The sequence below is a fragment of the Pontibacter deserti genome, from assembly GCF_023630255.1.
Lineage (GTDB): Bacteria > Bacteroidota > Bacteroidia > Cytophagales > Hymenobacteraceae > Pontibacter > Pontibacter deserti.
Genome location: NZ_JALPRS010000001.1, coordinates 1,271,656 through 1,289,358 on the forward strand (window position 1 = coordinate 1,271,656; position 17,703 = coordinate 1,289,358).

Sequence of the window (17,703 nt, forward strand, 5' to 3'; positions counted from 1 at the left end):
AGAAAAATAATGTAAGTTATAAAGACTAATATTTATAAAAGTAAGGTTTAGCAGTACCTTACGTTGGTACTATACTTTTGGTGCATTACGAAGGCTTAAAATTTAAACTTTTTCCACCACGGTTGGTGCTCTAAGTCATCTGCATAGTAACCGTACCCATAACCATATCCATACCCATAACCATAATTAAGCTTACGGTAATCTACATCATTAAATAAAATTGCAGTATTTCTAATTTTGCCAGATTCATACTGTTGCTGAATATTTGCAAGGAACGACTTCATCGTATAATCTTGTCGCACCATATAGATATTAGCATCTGCAATCTGCATAAGCTCTAAACCATCGGAAAGAATACCAACTGGCGGGGTATCCAAGATAATGTAATCATAAGAGTTTCTAAGCTTATTTATTAAGTCTTCCATTCGCTTATTCAGAAGTAATTCAGAAGGATTAGGTGGGATGTCACCAGAAGGTAGTATGTGTAAATGTTCCTGAATTGACTGATGAATTACATCTTCTAGTTTGGCATAACCTGCTAAATAATTACTTAAGCCTATAGTGCTGCTAACACCATAATCAGTATTATTATTCGGTTTTCGCATGTCTGCGTTGACCAGAAGAGTTCTTTCGCCTGAAATTGAAATAATATAAGCTAGATTTTTAGCAGAAAAAGTTTTCCCTTCTCCACTAATTGAAGATGTAACAACAAAAATCTTCCCTGATCCATTCTCTGCATTAGACATGAATCGTAAGTTGGAGCGAACAGTTCTGAAGGCCTCCGCTAAAGCAGATTTAGGACTTTGATCTATCAGGCTAGCGCTTCCTTTTTTGTTATGCCCAACCATACCAAGAACAGGCAATGTTGTGTTACGGTTGATGTCTTCAAGACTGTTAACTTTATTATTAAAAAAATCTTTCCCAAAAATGAAGCCTACAGGTATTGCTAAACCTAACAATAATGCAGTGATGTAGTTCTTGGATGTATTGGGGGCGGTTTGAGCAGAAACAGCTGCTTCACTAAGTATAGTAACATCAGATGTATTGGCAGCTTTAGCTATACCTGCTTCTGCACGCTTTTCCATCAGGAACACATAAAGATTCTCACTGAGGCTATAGAGGCGCTGAATATTAATCAGCTTTCGTTCAGCAGTTGGTAAGCGCTGCAATTGGCTTGATGCTTCACCTATGCGTCTATTTAAATCCCGAAGGGCAATATTATTGGCAGCCTCTATACTTTTAAGATTTTCAAGTATACTTCGTGTTAACTCGGCAACCTGCTGTCTTTTAACTTTTAACTCGTTTGCTACAATGGGATTAGAACCAATGTCATTTTTATTTATTACTTCTATCTCACCTTGCAATTGTACGATGTTACTTATCAACCCATTTAGAATGGGATCATTTATACCTAAATTAGATGGAATGACTAATTGATCTAAAGTTTTGCCTTGTTGTAAGTAGTTGCGCAGGTAATTATAGTATTTATCATTTACTAGAAGTAACGCTTTCTCTTCTTCTAATGTCTGAATCTGTTGTGCAAATTTATTTCCCTCGCTGCTTACATCTAATCGTGAATTATCTTTCTTAAAAGATTCTAATCTACTTTCAATAAAGTAAAGTGAATCACTAATTTGCTGGAGCTGCTCATCAATAAAATCAAGGGTATTTATAGCATTTGAGTTTTTAATGTACAGGTTATTTAACCTGTATGTCTCCATGTGCGCATTAAGAAACTCTTTTTCTTTCTCGGGTGTGGTACCACTAATTTTTAGAACTAATGCAGAAGCGCCACCGGGCATTTGTGAGATATCGAGCCTTGAAGCATATGCTCCGGCCAGGTCTTCTGTTTTATTAATGCTAAACAATAGTTCATTGGGAACATCTGTAACTCCCGAGTTTTTAAGGGATATTGAAAAGGTAAACTTGTCAATACTGTAGTTTCTTCCTGACTTATACCTTTTACCAATGACAAGATTATTCCAGTGGGAGTTCTCAGTACTTAATGTGTACTCTGTAGAACTAATGGGTGTAACCTTAAAAAGTATACCATATGGTATGTTTAACGAAGAAGAATCAAAATGTACAACAAAAGGTGATAGTGCTTTATACACCTCAGTTAATTTTACATTTCCCTGCTGATAATAACTAACCTCAAATTCTAACTTATTTAAAGTTTGCTTGACAAGACTTTTAGTTTTTAAAAGTACAGATTCATTTGTTAGGTCACGGGAACCTTCAAAGACCTCATCCCCATAAAGCAATGCTGCTGCAGATGCCCCCTGCTCCACCGGCTTTACGATCATTACAGAAGATTTTACTTCATATAATGGAATTGTATATCTATTAATCAGGAAAGCAGCTATGAGTGCTATAAGCACCGAAGCTACTACCCAATACCAGTATCTTAGTACTTTTAAGAGCAGATTCTGAAAATCAAACCCGTTATTTTGCTTATTCAATGTATTTTCCAAAGTCAATTTCCTGAAAAATAATTAGGAGTTGCTACAGTAATCTGGATAGCAATAAACTAATTGTTGTAATTAATGATAGTGTCAGACTCACATTGGCAATCAGATTTTCTCTGACATTTTTAGCTGGTAGTGGATCCACTACTATCATGTCGTTGGGTTGTAAGTAAAAATTCTTTTGAGCTATAGTATTATCATCTAATAAGCTGAAAGTATATAGCTTTGCTGTACCAGCTTCATATCTAACTAACTTTATCCTACCTCTGTCGGCATAAGGGCTAAATCCACCTGCAGTAGCAATAGCCTCCATCAAGTTTATATTATCTTGATATGTTGTAAACTGGCCCTGGCTACCTACTTCCCCTAAAACTGAAAATCGAAAAGTTAAGAAGCGTAGGTTTACAGTAGGATCAGTTAAGAAAGGCTTTAGTGCTTCAGTAAGTTTTACCCTGGCTTCAGCCATAGTTAACCCTTGTAAATTGACTTTCCCGACTGTTGGAATTAATATATTGCCTTCTGCATCTAAAGTATATCCTTCTAATACAGGATCAGAAGTAGTTGTTGCTGTAGAAGCTGCACCCAAAAAATTATATTCGGCAGGAGTAGTAGTTTGAACTTTAAGCGAGATAACATCTCCTGGTTTTAAAGTATAGATAGGGCGCTGCAAGTCAAAAGTTTTTAACAGCTCATCTGCTTTTGCCTGATTTCTGGAGTCAGGTTTATCCTGGAGTAGAACTAGTCTCTTTTGAGGTATACAGGAGGCAAATATAAGGATACATAAAAGTATCCAGCATATAGAAAGGGTGTTTCGCATTTTAAAGTGCTTCTACACTATAGGTTTTAGATCTTAAAACACCATACAAGATGGTTTATACTTATTCTAGCTTGTGAAATTACAAAAAAACTCTGATTTATCTCTCAGTACTTTACTAATTAACTAAACTAAAAGTTTAATTGAACTCCGTTTGAAATAGCATAAACGAATTTAGTGACTGGCACAATTGGCTTATCCTCAAAGGTGCAGTTAAAAGCAGTTTTAAAGCTTAATGTATTATTCAGCTTCACAAGAAGATTAGCATCCCCACTTACCCTGTTACGAAAAGAATCAATCTTATCATCGTAGCCTGTTTGATAATAAACTATAGCTTCGGTTGCTACATGGTCATTCAGAACTACTTTATTGCTGATATAATTTGTGAGCTTTACCAGATTTGATTCAAGGATTCCAGCTTCTATTTCAGGTGATAGCCACTTCTCATATTCATGCATTATACCTGACCCAATGTATAAATTCGTTTTTTCCTTTCTAAGTATAGCAAACCTTCCACCCAACCCTGCCAGGTTACGCAATTCCATTCCGCGTGCTTTGTCAGCCTGAAGTTGAGTAAAAATTTCATAAGACAGGCGGCGGCGGCGATGAAGATTTACTCTGAAATGCGCATACCCGTTACTCGCTATAGTATTGCGTTGCTCTTTATTGTCGTAGTTTATAAGCAGGTAGTTGTAATAACCAAGAACCAAATAGCTATGTTTAGCCGAAATATACGCCGCGTCGCTGTTAAAAGTGAACTGCAGAAAATTATTCGGATTATCTTTTCCGGCATTGCGATTAAACATTGAAAAGTTTAGTCCTGCTTTGCCCGTTATATAATTACTGGAGTCCTGCTCTACCCGTGCACGTTCAATATTTAAAATCTGCGCTTCAACTTGTGTTATTATACTTGTCAAGAAAACACATATTATAAAGAAAGACTTAACATTAAACTTTCGCCTTTGCTCAAGTATAAATTTATGTGCTACTATTTTTACCAGTGTTGGAATATACATTATCGAAAACATGTTTCAAGTCTACAGCATATTTCATAAAACACCAAAATGTTTTAGAATTCAGGGTTTGTTCAGTTACTGCAGTTAGCAGACTTGTAGATTAAACTTTAAATAAGCAGTTTTGAGCAACTATAAAACAATGCTGACACAACAGGAAATCATAGATCAAACTGCTACCCATGTACAGGCGCTTTTATCCGGAGAAGGTTCCGGGCACGATTGGTGGCACATACTTCGGGTATGGAATAACGCTAAGACAATAGCTGCCACCGAAAAAGCAGACTTATTTATAGTGGAATTGGCAGCGTTGCTACATGATATCGGCGACCATAAATTTCATAATGGAGACGAAACGATAGGTCCTCGCATGGCTACTGAATGGCTTACACAACTTAAAGTAGAAGACAACATTATTGCTACCATAGTAGCTATTATCAAAGAGTTATCTTTTAAAGGAGCCGGTACAACTTCAGATATGAGCAGTCTGGAAGGCTGCATAGTTCAGGATGCTGACCGACTCGACGCGATTGGGGCAATAGGTATAGCCCGCACTTTTGCCTATGGCGGACATAAGAACCGTGAAATATATAACCCTCATATTTCTCCGGAACTACATAATTCTTTCGAAGCTTACAAAAGCAGCACAGCTCCCACAATAAACCATTTCTATGAAAAGCTTTTGCTGCTAAAAGACCGTATGCACACTAAAACAGCCAGAGCTCTGGCCGAACAGCGTCATAAATTTATGGAAGTTTACCTGGAACAATTTTATGCTGAGTGGGAAGGAAAACTCTAAATCAATACTTTAAACGCTTATTTATAATACGCTTTTAATCTTGCAATTACGTACCTAAGCATATAAATTAAATCAGAAGCCCAAATTCGTACTACTCTATGGATTTACCAATTTTAGAAGATGTAGTGATCATTCTTGGGTTAGCTGTAGTTGTGATCCTCCTTTTTCAGCGGCTTAAACTACCAACTATACTTGGTTTTTTGATTACAGGTGTTATTGCCGGTCCCTATGGGTTCAGCCTGATAAACGACATCCATAACATTGAGATGCTGGCCGAAATTGGTGTTATACTTTTGCTTTTTATAATTGGCATTGAGTTTTCGTTGCGAAGGCTGGCGTTAATCAAACGCACAATACTTGTGGGTGGGGCTATGCAGGTTTTCGGCTCTATTGTTTTGATAGCGGCCATAATGCGAATGGTTAATGATACTTTCGGTGAATCTGTATTTGTAGGTTTTCTGATAGCACTTAGCAGCACAGCCATTGTTTTAAAACTACTGCAGGATAAGGGTGAGATATACAGTCCGCATGGTAAGGTGGCTTTGGGTATACTTATCTTTCAGGATATTGTGGTAGTACCCATGATGCTGCTTGCCCCGCTGCTGACAGGTAAAGTTGATGATGTCGGGTTTCAGTTGCTGCTGATGCTTTTAAAAGGCTTACTTGTAATAGCTGTAGTACTTATTAGCGCCAGGTATTTTGTGCCTCGGTTGCTATATATGGTTGCGCAAACCAAAAGTAAAGAGCTCTTCATACTCTCTATCATTGCTATTTGTTTTATTGTAGCTTGGCTAACTTCTAGTCTGGGGCTATCGCTGGCGCTAGGGGCTTTTATGGCTGGCTTAATTATTTCAGAGTCGGAGTATAGCTACCAGGCTACAAGCAATATCCTCCCCTTTCGCGAGATTTTTACCAGTTTCTTCTTCGTCTCTATCGGGATGCTTTTAGATTTTAACTTTTTGTTACGGCATTTACCACTTATAGTAGTTTTTACATTTTTCACCTTCCTGATAAAGGCACTTGTTGCAACTTTTGCGGCACGTATACTTCAATATCCACTCCGTACAGCTATACTTACAGGCATTTCATTGTTCCAGGTTGGTGAGTTTGCATTTATACTTTCCAAGGCTGGCATTACTTATGGTTTGCTCACCCCTACTACCTACCAGTATTTTCTTTCGGTGTCACTGCTTACAATGGCGCTTACTCCTTTTGTCTTTCAATATGCACAGCGCATTGCTTCTTTTGTCAGCTTAAAATTAGTAGGTAAACATGAAGCCATCCCTTTCGAAACACTAAACCAGCAAACCAATGATGATTTGCCGGAGCTAGATGACCACATTGTTATCATTGGATTTGGTATAAATGGCAGAAATGTGGCTAAAGCTGCCCGCTATGCACACATACCCTATACTATAATTGAAATGAATGCAGTAACCGTAAAAAAGGAGCGTCAACATGGTGAGCCTATACTTTTCGGAGATGCTGTACACGCCATGATACTCTCCCATGTAAATGTACACAAAGCACGCGTGGTCGTTATTGCCATTTCAGATCCGGATGCCACCAAACGTATTATCGCAGCCATCCGACAAATAAGTGATAAAGTACATATAATAGTCAGGACCAGATTTGTAGAAGAGATGAAAGAAAACTTTATGGTTGGTGCCGACGAAGTTATACCTGAAGAGTTCGAAACATCTATCGAGATATTTACCCGGGTGCTCTCAAAGTATCTGATGCCACGCGATGAAATAGAGCGGTTTACCCAGCAGATCAGGTCTGATAATTACGATATGCTGCGGAGCATGCAAGGTTCCGGGGGTGTAATCTCAAACTTAAGCGCAGATCTCCCTGATATAGAAGTGGCAAGTTTACGCGTATTTACCAACGATGCTTCTATTATAAATCTTCCTTTAAGTGAGATCAACCTGCGCCTACGGTTTGGCATCACTATAGTAGCAATTAAACGCGAAGGCAACACTATACTTGATATCAATGCCAAAACAATACTAAAACAGGGTGATATAGTATATGTAGTAGGTAAACCAGACGATGTCTTCCGCTTCGGAAATTTCCTGAAAGCAGAGTAGTGACTTCTTACTGCACGCTGATAAGTTTGTTTATACTTACCGTTTCGTTAGAGTTTCCAGCACTTTTTCTACTTCACCGTGCACTGTACCGTAATTTGCTTTGAAATTTGAAATAGCGCCTTCAGACCAGCCACGCCACATCAGCTCATTTGTTGCCGGATTTACAAAATCAATTATTAACGTGCCACTTCGGTAAAGGTCTACTGCACGATAGCCAGGTAATGTTGCGTGTCCATAGCTATACCTGTACCCCGACATGTAAGCATAACTATAACCAAAACCATCTGAAAAATTAGCAGGATTATCCTTCTCAACAGGCACTGATACACTCACATCATAAGCCAGCAGCACATCAGGTTTACCGGAAGTAGCTTTTGTAAAACCTTTTTGCTGTAGCTCCTCCTCTATTGCTTTTCTTAGATGCTGATTTAGGGTAGCATTATAGTCTTTATCATAAGCAACTGGCGCAACTGGCTGGTCCTGAAGCCATGCATAAGTTCGAAGCTTTGCCGTATTAGCACCGGTAGCAGCCACCGCATTGGGTCTGGATGCTACGTTGCTCGTAACGCAGCTAAAAGCGATAAAACAAAGAGTTGGAAAGTATAGGAAGAAGAGTAACGTGTGCTTTTTCATAGTATAAAGTATAAGGAACTAGTACGCAGATTGTGCTACTAAAAGTTTATACCTGCTGTTTATGCAGCCAATTTAGTAAACTCCTCTGATAGGTGATGATTATCATTTTAAAAAATTAGCATCGGAAGTAGCTTGCCGGCATCATAAAAACATAACAACTACCATAACTATAAAGTATAGTTTGGATAAACAATAGAACCATGGCAAACACTACTCCTACGTATACTTCCGCTGAAGAAGCCTTATCAGTTATCAAATCTGGCGACAGGGTCTTTTTACATGGAAGTGCCGCAACACCACAATACATGATCCGGAAGCTGGCAGAACGGGCAGACGAACTGCGTAATGTAGAACTGGTAAGTATAAGTACATTCGGGGATATGCCCTGCGCTGAAGAACGCTACGCAGATTCTTTTTATATAAACTCGTTGTTTGTTTCGGCTAACGTGCGCGATGCTGTAAACAGTGGCCGTGGCGATTACGTGCCAATCTTTTTAAGTGAGATCCCTCAGCTTTTCAGGCTAGGAATTATGCCGCTTGATGTCGCCATCGTTCATGTTTCGCCACCCGACAGGCATGGATTCTGTTCATTAGGAGTTTCTGTTGATATCGCCCGCGAAGCCGTTAAAAGCGCTAAGCACGTTATTGCCCAGGTAAATCCCCAGATGCCTCGCACCCATGGCGATGCCTTGATCCACATCCGTCGTTTTGATGCTTTAGTCGAAGTAAACGAGCCTTTACCGGAAGTAGACTATAGCCAACGAATTACTGAAACAGAAGAGGCAATCGGCCGCTATGTTGCAGAAATGGTAGAAGATAAAGCTACCTTACAAATGGGGATCGGAGCTATACCTGATGCAGTACTTAAAAGTCTTACCAACCATAAAGGCTTGGGTATTCATACAGAGATGTTTTCTAATGGTATACTCCCGCTTATTGAAAGTGGTGTGATAACAAATGAGCATAAAAAAGTATTACGCGGCCGCATTGCCACTGCTTTTATTGCCGGTAACCGTGCCCTCTATGATTATGTAGATGACAACCCACTTATAACCATGTGCAGCACCGATTTTGCAAATGATGTATCGGTAATTAAAACGAATAACAAAGTCACAGCCATTAACAGCGCTATTGAGATTGACCTTACCGGACAGGTAGTTTCAGATTCAATCGGTACGTACCAGTTTTCAGGAGTTGGTGGCCAGATGGACTTTATCCGTGGAGCTGCTTTATCTAAGGGAGGCAAGCCTATAATCGCACTTCCTTCGGTAACACATAAAGGTGTATCGCGCATTACGCCATTTCTTAATCCGGGTGGTGGTGTGGTTACTACCCGGGCACATGTACATTATGTAGTTACCGAATATGGCGTAGCTTACTTGTATGGCAAGAACCTGCGACAACGAGCAAAAGCACTCATCGAGATTGCGCACCCAAGTCATCGCGAAAGGCTTACAGAAGAAGCAGCTAAACGTTTTAAAAACCTGTAACATCTAAAACATATAGTTGAGATATACGTGTATAGGTATAACTTAAACACTATATATGGTCGATATATCTCAACACATACCGTCTCCACCTCCAGCGTGGGTGCAGCGTATGGCCAGGTTCGGGCTAACCGCAAAAGGAGTTGTCTACTGCCTGGTTGGTATACTTGCTTTTATGGCAGCTTTCGAACTGGGCGGAAAATCTGCACAGTCTTCTGATAAAACGGGTGTTTTCCAGTTTGTGCTGGAACAATCTTTTGGTCGAATACTTCTGGCTATAATTGCACTGGGTCTTTTGTGTTATACTATCTGGCGTTTTATCCAGGCATTTCGGGATACGGAACATAAAGGCGACTCGGCCAAAGGTATAGGCAAGCGCATCCGGTATGCATTTAGCGGTTTAATTTATGGGGCACTGGCTTTTTACGCTGCACAACTTGTTCTTGGCAATGGTGGTGGCTCAGGCGGCGATTCACGTCAAACGCTTTTCGTGAGCTTTTAGAGCAGCCTTTCGGGCAGTGGCTGGTAGGTTTAGTTGCCGTAGGTACTGCTATTGCTGGCTTTTACCAGATCTACCTGGGGCTATCAGAGAAGTATAAAAAGAATGTACAGGGTGCAGGCCTGAAACATGAAGTAGAAAGCATGATGATTAAGGCTGGGAAAATAGGCTATGTAGCCCGGGGTATAGTCTGGATCATTATAGGCTATCTATTTTTAAAAGCAGCCATGCAGTCTAACCCCAGCCAAGCTGGTGGCAGCGGCAGCGCTTTCTCATTCTTGGAGAACTCTTCTTATGGATCATTTTTATTAGGTGCTGTTGCCGTTGGTCTTATATGTTACGGCATCTTTATGTTCATGAGGGCCCGACACCAGGTAATCAACGTCAGCTAAACTATAAACTGAAGTATAAACTAGTCCCGGGTTTACAATAAGCAGCCTAAGGCAGTAGTTTATACTTCGGTTTAAGCACATAATAATATCAACTATAGTTTTAAATAACCTTTAATCTGATCTGGAATAGTACGCTTTGGGTACCAATGAGCATCAGATAAATTTTAATGAAAAAATTGTTGTAGTATATTTGAATACAAAGTGTTTCTGTGCGTGAATAATACATGAAGAATACCCCTTTTAAAATCTTCATTCTGGATGATGATGTGTGGTACAGCGAATTGCTGGAGTATCATCTTTCTCTAAACCCTGACTATGAGATCAAGAAGTTTCATTCTGCGAAAGACTTATTTGAAGGTCTGCATGAGAAACCTGATGTTGTTACCGTAGACTATTCTCTTCCTGATAAAAATGGTGGCGAGGTACTGAAGCTTATAAAAGAGCGCAACCCTGATATTCAGGTCATCATCATTTCAGGACAGGAAGATGTGGCAACAGCAGTGTCTTTACTTAAACAGGGTGCTTACGATTACATTGTAAAAGACGAAGAAACTCCCGAACGTCTTTGGAATACCATAAACAAAGTCCGGGAAAACATCTCTTTACGCAAAGAAATAAATTACCTGCGCGAAGAGATAGGCCAGAAGTATGACTTCAGCAAAGTGATCATTGGTAATAGCGAGGCCATTAAAAGAGTATTCTCGCTGATGGATAAAGCTACCAAAACAAACATCACTGTATCTATAAACGGCGAAACAGGCACTGGTAAAGAATTGGTTGCCAAAGCTATACATTACAACAGCACACGCAAAAAACAACCTTATGTAGCTGTAAACGTGGCTGCAATTCCTAAAGAACTTATAGAGAGTGAACTATTTGGCCATGAAAAAGGGGCATTTACAGGTGCTACTGCCCGCAGGATCGGTAAGTTTGAAGAAGCCAACAAAGGCACTATTTTCCTGGATGAGATTGGCGAATTAGACATAAGCCTGCAAGCCAAACTTCTGCGCGTACTCCAGGAAAAAGAAATAACAAGAGTCGGAGGAAATGCGGTGGTTCCTATTGATGTCCGGATTATAGTTGCTACTCATAAAAACCTGGCAGAAGAAGTTAAAAAAGGTACTTTCAGGGAAGACTTATATTATCGTTTACTTGGCCTACCTATCCAGTTACCACCACTTCGCGAGCGTGGCAGCGATATTCTGGTTCTTGCCAGATATTTTATGGATGGTTTTGCAAAAGAGAACAGTTTACCTCGAAAAAGTCTCTCCACCGGGGCACAGGCAAAGCTGCTCTCCTATTCTTTCCCGGGTAACGTGCGCGAATTACGTGCCTTAGTAGAGCTGGCCATGGTGCTTGCTGATGAAGATGTGATACAGGAGCAGGATATCAACTTTACGGCGACAAGCCATGAAAAAGACTTTCTAGCTAAAGAACAATCGTTAAAGACTTATACTACTAAAATCATCCAATACTTCCTGGACAAGTATGACTCTAACGTTTTGCTGGTTGCAGATAAACTAGACATTGGAAAATCAACCATCTACCGTATGATACAAAGCAATGAACTTAAAGTAAAGTAAGTTTCAAAGACTTATCAATCCTAGTGCATAAATAGCACGAATCTTATATAGCCACCACCCCCTCAGTCAGTACAAGCAGTTTGTTCGAATTTCTTTTTAATTCACTGCAAAATACATTATCCGGCTTATAATCAGTAGTTACTCATAGCTGCAATTATACTTTAACAATAAAAATAATTCCTCCTTCAACAACTTCACCTTAAAGTATAGAAATAGAAAATATTAATATCAAAAAGCTGTAACTTGCATTAAATTTTGACATTAATGGGAGTTTCACTAGATGTAGCAGCACTGCAGCAACAATTGGCAGAAGAGCGCAGAGCACGTGTAGCGGCAGAAGAGTTAGCCAAACAAAAGGCAAATGAGCTATTTGAATTACAGCAAAAGTTAAATTTCCCCGGTTTTGAAAACCACCCGCAAGTACAGTCAGAGTTTCAGGAAGAATACCCGGACCCTATCTTCAGGGTTAATACATCTGGCAATATACTTTATGTAAATACTGTCGGACAGCAGTTATTAAATTTACTTTCAGCAAAACGCTTACAAAGTTTAAAGCGTTTTTTTCAAGCAAAAGTCTTTAAAGCGCAAAAGGCCGCTAAACCGATCACTCTTGAAACAAATCTGCTGGGTAGCTATTACTTATTATTCCTGGTTTCACTCCCAGACAAAGGCTATGTAAATATCTACATGAATAATATTACGGAACGCCGGAAGGCCGAACTAGCACTCGAAGAAAGCCAGAACTTCGTCCGTAATATAGCCCATACCATACCCAACATCATTTACATCTATGATCTGGAGCAGGACCACAGCATTTATGTTAACGAGCACCTGCATTCAGTATTAGGTTATACTGATCAGGATATAGCTGACATGGAAGGCCATGTTTTTGGATCACTGTTACTGCCTGATCAGCTGCCTAAAATGTACAGCCATACTTACGGGATGTTCAGTGCCCTGGATGGTGAGGTGCATGAGATAGAATACCTGGTAAAAAGCAAAACCGGCGAACATAAAAACCTGCTCTGCCGAGAAAGCGTGTTTAAGCGAAAAGAGAACGGGCAGGTACAGCAGGTAATTGGCTCAGCTGAAGATGTTACTACCCTCCGAAGAAACAGCATCGAGCTGAAAGAACAGAAAGAATTCTACGAATCTATCTTTGATAATATAGCATCAGATATAGCGGTATATGATGCTGAGCTGAGATACAAATACGTTAATCCTACTGCAGTTTCTGACCCTGCGCTTCGTACATGGATCATTGGTAAAACAAACGAAGAATACTGCAGCTACAGAAATGTACCCCTGGACCGCATCAAAAACAGGAGTCAGTACCTGGATCTTACCCGAACCAGTAAAAAACATACTGAGTTTGAAGAAGTAATCATTAATAAAGAAGGCGAAAAAGGCTATTACCTTCGAAAGTTAAGCCCGGTTGTTGATCAGCAAGGCGACTTACAGATGATCATTGGATATGGTCTGAACATTACAGACCTGAGACGCGCACAGGAAGAGATTACGCTCAGCGAAGCCAAGAACAGAGCCATTCTGGCTGCTATTCCCGATCTTATGTTTATCATTAACAAGGATGGGATATACCTGGACATGAAAAATGTGGAGCAGGAACATTTACTTGTACCAAAATCAGAAGTAATAGGTGCACACATAAAAAGCATGCTACCTGAGCAGGTGTATAAACCTATACTTGCCTTAATACATAAGGTAATTGAAACCGGAATTCCCGAACGCACAGATTATGAACTGACCCTGGAGGATGGTCTGCATCATTATGAAGGCAGGATCATAAAGTATAGTGATCAGGAGGTGCTGGCAATTATCCGTGACACTACCGAAGAACGCAAAGCCGCACAGGCAGCAAAAGAACAAAATGACTTCATCAGGTTAGTGATGGACTCCAGCCCAAGCCTTATTTATGTAAAAGATGGGGAAGGCCGGTTTATACTTGCTAATAAAGCAGTTGCTGATCTTTTTGAAATACCTTTAGACCGCTTGATGGTGGAACAGGGTGATCATCTGTATGTTAATCCTGAAGACAGAGACCTGTTCATTCAAAATGATAAACGGGTAATTCTGGAAAACCGTGAATTTGTAACGGAAGAACGATTTACGAAGCCGGATGGTCAATTGTTTTGGTTCAAAACCATTAAGCGACCATTGGTAACATCAGATGGCCAGGTTCATGTGTTGGGCATTTCAACGGACATTACAGCACAGCATCTGGCCAGCAAACAGTTAGAAAAAAGCGAAGAACTTCACCGGCTGCTTTCCGAAAACTCTAAAGATGTTATCAGTTTACATGAATTGGATGGCCGTTACATTTATATCTCTAAAGGAGTTGAAGAGATGCTAGGTTATACTGTTTCTGAAGTGATCGGAAATGTACCCAAGCATCTTATTTATCACGCCGACCTGAAGCAACTGTACAAAGCCTTTGATGAGGTATTAAAGTATAAACGCAACATAACTGTTGAGCACAGGCTTGCACGCAAAAACGGAACCAACTTCTGGGTAGAAACAAACCTGAAACCTATACTTGACAGTGAAGGTAATGTAGTAAAAATACAGTCATCAGCCCGTGATATTACATTGCGCCGTAAAAATGCTGAAGCGCTTAAGACCAGTGAGAAGAAATACAGAGACCTGATCAACTATAGCCAAGCCTACATCTGCACGCACGACTTGGACGGCATTGTATTATCTGTTAACCCTTACCTGATAAACATGCTGGGTTATTCAGAAGATGAGATGGTGGGTAAGCCCCTTAACTGCTTTTTCCCGGAAGCTCACCGGGATAATTTTGGAGATTATGTGGCGCGGTTCCAGGAATCTAACATTGTAGATGGCGTATTATGTATCCTGAACAAAGAAAATCAGGAACGTTACCTCTATTACCAGAACTATAAGGTAGAAGAACCAGGTATGGCTCCTTATATTATAGGTATAGCCCAGGACATAACTGACCGTATGCTTACTGAGCAGGAGCTTAAAAACGCCAAGGAAGCAGCAGAGGAAACAGCCAGGGTTAAAGAAAATTTCCTGGCCAACATGAGCCATGAAATACGTACCCCAATGAACGGTATTCTGGGGATGGCAGGTCTGCTACAAAAAACCAAACTTGATGATGTTCAGTCAAACTACCTAAAGATTATTAAACAATCAGCAGACAACCTGTTGGTTGTAATAAATGATATATTGGACATAGCTAAAATAGAAGCTGGTAAAATGGAGTTAGAACAGATTCCGTTTAACCTGTCCGATACCATCCGTAATTCTTTCCAGACCCTGAATTATAAGGCCGAAGAAAAAGAGATCAGCTATACGTTAGACCAGCTTGAGCTATCGCAGCCAATGTTACTAGGCGACCCTTACCGGCTAAACCAGGTTCTGCTTAATTTACTTAACAATGCCATTAAATTTACCGACGAAGGTTGTGTAAAACTAACCTGCCAGGTACTACAGGAGTCAGATTCAGATATAAGCTTAGAGTTTGCTGTGCAGGATACAGGTATAGGGATACCGGAAGCAAAGCAGCAGATCATTTTTGAAGGTTTTACGCAGGCTTATTCCAGCACAACGCGTAAGTACGGTGGCAGTGGGCTTGGTCTGAGCATTTGTAAAAACTTGATAGAGATGCAGAGCGGCCGTATCTGGGTTGAGAGCAATGAAGGCCAGGGAAGTGTTTTCAAGTTTACAATTACTTATCCTAAATCGGAGCTAACGGAGCAAACCGGTTTAACTAAAACAGAAATTAACTATAACAGCTTAAGCCGCTTACATGTACTTATAGCTGAAGACAATGAAGTGAACATTTTCCTGGCACAGTCTATCCTGGAAGATTGGAAATTTAAGGTAGATGTTGCCCATAATGGTCGGGAAGCAGTTGAACTGGCAGAGGCAAATTCATACGACATCATTTTGATGGATATACAGATGCCAGAGTTAAGCGGACTTGATGCAACCCAAAAAATCCGTTCCAATTCAGATAAGGCAAAGGCAAATGTACCAATCATTGCTCTTACAGCTAATGCGTTGAAAGGCGATGCCGAAAAATACCTGAACGCCGGAATGAATGATTATATCTCCAAGCCTTTTGAAGAAGAATTACTGTATACTAAAATTGCCTCGCTTCTACCCCATAAAATAAATGTAGCAGCTAACTCACCAGCAGAGAAAGAAGCTATACATTCAGGTCAGAAACTTTATGACCTGGAAATGGTCACTAAAATGGCGCGCGGTAACCAGGCATTTATCAACCGAACCATTGAGCTATTTATGCAGACGGCACCACAAACTGTAACGGCAATGCTGGATGCGGCAGAAACAAATAATTACCAACAGGTTAGTGCCACAGCCCATAAATTAAAATCAACTATAGATACGCTCCGAATAGAGCAGCTAAGACCAGTAGTAAGGCAGATCGAGTTAAACGCAAAACAAGGTACTAATCTGAAGGAAGTATACGACCAAGTAGAGTTTATAAACAATCATATTCAACTGGTTATAAACCAAATAGCACAGGAAATAAAATAGTTTACTTTAACTTAAGTAGCTATTTTATTTTCGTGTTCCATTTAACAGATAGCCACAATTATAGCAATACCTTGCGTCTGGCAAGTGCCCTTCTGTATGGCAGTTCGGGCAAAGATTAGTATTGATCATACTCTTTTCTGTTCTCGATAACTCTACTGTAACTATACCAGTCGGTACAGCTATTATGCCATATCCTAAAATCATAACACAACTAGCCAGTATTTGCCCCAGCGGAGTTGCCGGAGCAATATCTCCGTAACCTACAGTAGTTAGTGTTACAATTGCCCAGTAGATACTCTTTGGTATACTTGTAAAGCCGCTTGCAGCTCCTTCTATCACGTACATCATAGAGCCAATAATTACTACCAGTAATAAAACTGTTCCTATAAAGACGGCTATTTTGGTAAAACTTGCCCGCAGTGCACGCGTCAGAACCTGGCCTTCATTTATAAAATGTGTAAGCTTAAATATACGCGCTAACCTAAGTAGCCTTAACACTCTTACCACTAGAAAATACTGGGCACCAACTATAAATAAGCTTAGATAAGTAGGTATGATCGAGATGAGATCTACCAGCCCGAAAAAGGAGAAAATATACTTAAATGGCTTCGGTGAACTGTAAATACGGAGCAGGTACTCAAGTGTAAACAGTATGGTAAATGCCCACTCCAGCCTTTGAAAATATGGTAGGTATAGCTTCCTGAGATAGGTAACGGTTTCCAGGGATACGGTGGTGACACTTACCAGAATAAGGATAAGCAGAAGTATATCAAATGTTTTTCCGGCTGGTGTTTCAGACTCAAACACAACTGTGTATAGCTTTTGCTTTAAAGTCATAGATTCTGGAGGCATACGGGATTATACGTTACATGCCATCAGATGCTATACTGTTTTTAAAATAGGAATACATTTCTGTATAAAGTTTATAGTGTTGTATTCGTGTAAAAACAGAAAAGCCACTCGTAATAAGTGGCTTTTCTGTTTTTACATAAATCAGGTTATTCGTATGATGCTGAAGTTAACATAGTTTGTTTACTTAATTGCTGTATCAGGTATAATCTTAATGGAGCATTTACTTGAAGCATTTGTTGCAGTTCTTCTTTTGAAATACATAAAACTTCAAGCTGCTCGATAGCAATAACTGTCTGGCTATAGGTTTTATGCATTAGGTCAGGGAGCCCGATTAGTGCACCTGCCTGCACTACACATGGCTCACCACCCGAGGGTATTACGCTTGCACTACCCTTAACAAGATAATAAAGAGCCAGGTTAGGATTACCCGAAGCAATCAGGCAAGTATCCGGAGCAATGGTTTTTAAATTACCCTTTACCTGCCCCTCCTCTATCATTTTCCTGAAAATCATACTCAGG

13 protein-coding genes are annotated in these 17,703 nt (G+C 40.0%); 7 read left to right on the forward strand and 6 right to left on the reverse strand.

Going from position 1 to position 17,703, the window contains the following annotated elements:
- Positions 1–95: 95 nt before the first annotated feature.
- The 3 genes from MJ612_RS05505 to MJ612_RS05515 form a co-directional block, all read right to left on the reverse strand.
- Entirely contained in the window at positions 96–2,474 is a 2,379-nt protein-coding gene (locus tag MJ612_RS05505) for a GumC family protein (RefSeq protein WP_187030230.1), read from the reverse strand.
- A 31-nt stretch (positions 2,475–2,505) separates the two neighbouring features.
- Positions 2,506–3,285 carry a polysaccharide biosynthesis/export family protein gene (locus tag MJ612_RS05510; RefSeq protein ID WP_187030232.1) on the reverse strand — a complete coding sequence of 260 codons (780 nt, stop codon included), beginning with the start codon at positions 3,283–3,285 and terminating at the stop codon, positions 2,506–2,508.
- A 128-nt stretch (positions 3,286–3,413) separates the two neighbouring features.
- A complete protein-coding gene (locus MJ612_RS05515; protein ID WP_187030234.1) occupies positions 3,414–4,088 on the reverse strand; it encodes a DUF481 domain-containing protein in 675 nt (224 codons plus the stop codon).
- A gap of 331 nt (positions 4,089–4,419) precedes the next feature.
- Here MJ612_RS05515 and MJ612_RS05520 point away from each other — a divergent pair, with 331 nt between their 5' ends.
- Positions 4,420–5,094, forward strand: a complete 675-nt coding sequence (locus tag MJ612_RS05520) for an HD domain-containing protein (RefSeq protein WP_250419063.1) — start codon at positions 4,420–4,422, stop codon at positions 5,092–5,094.
- A 98-nt stretch (positions 5,095–5,192) separates the two neighbouring features.
- Positions 5,193–7,187 carry a cation:proton antiporter domain-containing protein gene (locus tag MJ612_RS05525; protein ID WP_187030236.1) on the forward strand — a complete coding sequence of 665 codons (1,995 nt, stop codon included), beginning with the start codon at positions 5,193–5,195 and terminating at the stop codon, positions 7,185–7,187.
- Positions 7,188–7,223: 36 nt separating this feature from the next.
- On the opposite strand, the gene MJ612_RS05530 is transcribed toward MJ612_RS05525, so the two are convergent.
- Positions 7,224–7,820, reverse strand: coding sequence for a DUF4136 domain-containing protein (locus MJ612_RS05530; protein WP_187030238.1), 597 nt, complete (start codon positions 7,818–7,820; stop codon positions 7,224–7,226).
- A 200-nt stretch (positions 7,821–8,020) separates the two neighbouring features.
- Here MJ612_RS05530 and MJ612_RS05535 point away from each other — a divergent pair, with 200 nt between their 5' ends.
- From MJ612_RS05535 to MJ612_RS05555, 5 genes are all read left to right on the forward strand, one after another.
- On the forward strand, positions 8,021–9,310 hold the full coding sequence (locus tag MJ612_RS05535; protein WP_187030240.1) for an acetyl-CoA hydrolase/transferase family protein: 1,290 nt from the start codon (positions 8,021–8,023) through the stop codon (positions 9,308–9,310).
- Positions 9,311–9,365: 55 nt separating this feature from the next.
- The gene (locus MJ612_RS05540; RefSeq protein ID WP_250419064.1) at positions 9,366–9,809 is read left to right on the forward strand and encodes a DUF1206 domain-containing protein; all 444 of its coding nucleotides are present in this window, start codon (positions 9,366–9,368) and stop codon (positions 9,807–9,809) included.
- Positions 9,810–9,949: 140 nt separating this feature from the next.
- Positions 9,950–10,198 carry a DUF1206 domain-containing protein gene (locus MJ612_RS05545; RefSeq protein ID WP_250419065.1) on the forward strand — a complete coding sequence of 83 codons (249 nt, stop codon included), beginning with the start codon at positions 9,950–9,952 and terminating at the stop codon, positions 10,196–10,198.
- Between the two features lie 224 nt (positions 10,199–10,422).
- Positions 10,423–11,781 carry a sigma-54-dependent transcriptional regulator gene (locus MJ612_RS05550; RefSeq protein WP_187030242.1) on the forward strand — a complete coding sequence of 453 codons (1,359 nt, stop codon included), beginning with the start codon at positions 10,423–10,425 and terminating at the stop codon, positions 11,779–11,781.
- Between the two features lie 264 nt (positions 11,782–12,045).
- Positions 12,046–16,332 carry a PAS domain-containing hybrid sensor histidine kinase/response regulator gene (locus MJ612_RS05555; protein WP_187030244.1) on the forward strand — a complete coding sequence of 1,429 codons (4,287 nt, stop codon included), beginning with the start codon at positions 12,046–12,048 and terminating at the stop codon, positions 16,330–16,332.
- Between the two features lie 24 nt (positions 16,333–16,356).
- Here the strand turns inward: MJ612_RS05555 and MJ612_RS05560 are convergent, their stop codons facing one another.
- Both MJ612_RS05560 and MJ612_RS05565 read right to left on the reverse strand, forming a co-directional pair.
- Positions 16,357–17,169: an ion transporter gene (locus tag MJ612_RS05560; protein WP_222619606.1), complete on the reverse strand. Its 813-nt coding sequence runs from the start codon at positions 17,167–17,169 to the stop codon at positions 16,357–16,359.
- A 161-nt stretch (positions 17,170–17,330) separates the two neighbouring features.
- Positions 17,331–17,696, reverse strand: coding sequence for a cyclic nucleotide-binding domain-containing protein (locus tag MJ612_RS05565; RefSeq protein ID WP_187030248.1), 366 nt, complete (start codon positions 17,694–17,696; stop codon positions 17,331–17,333).
- Between the last annotated feature and the right edge of the window lie 7 nt (positions 17,697–17,703).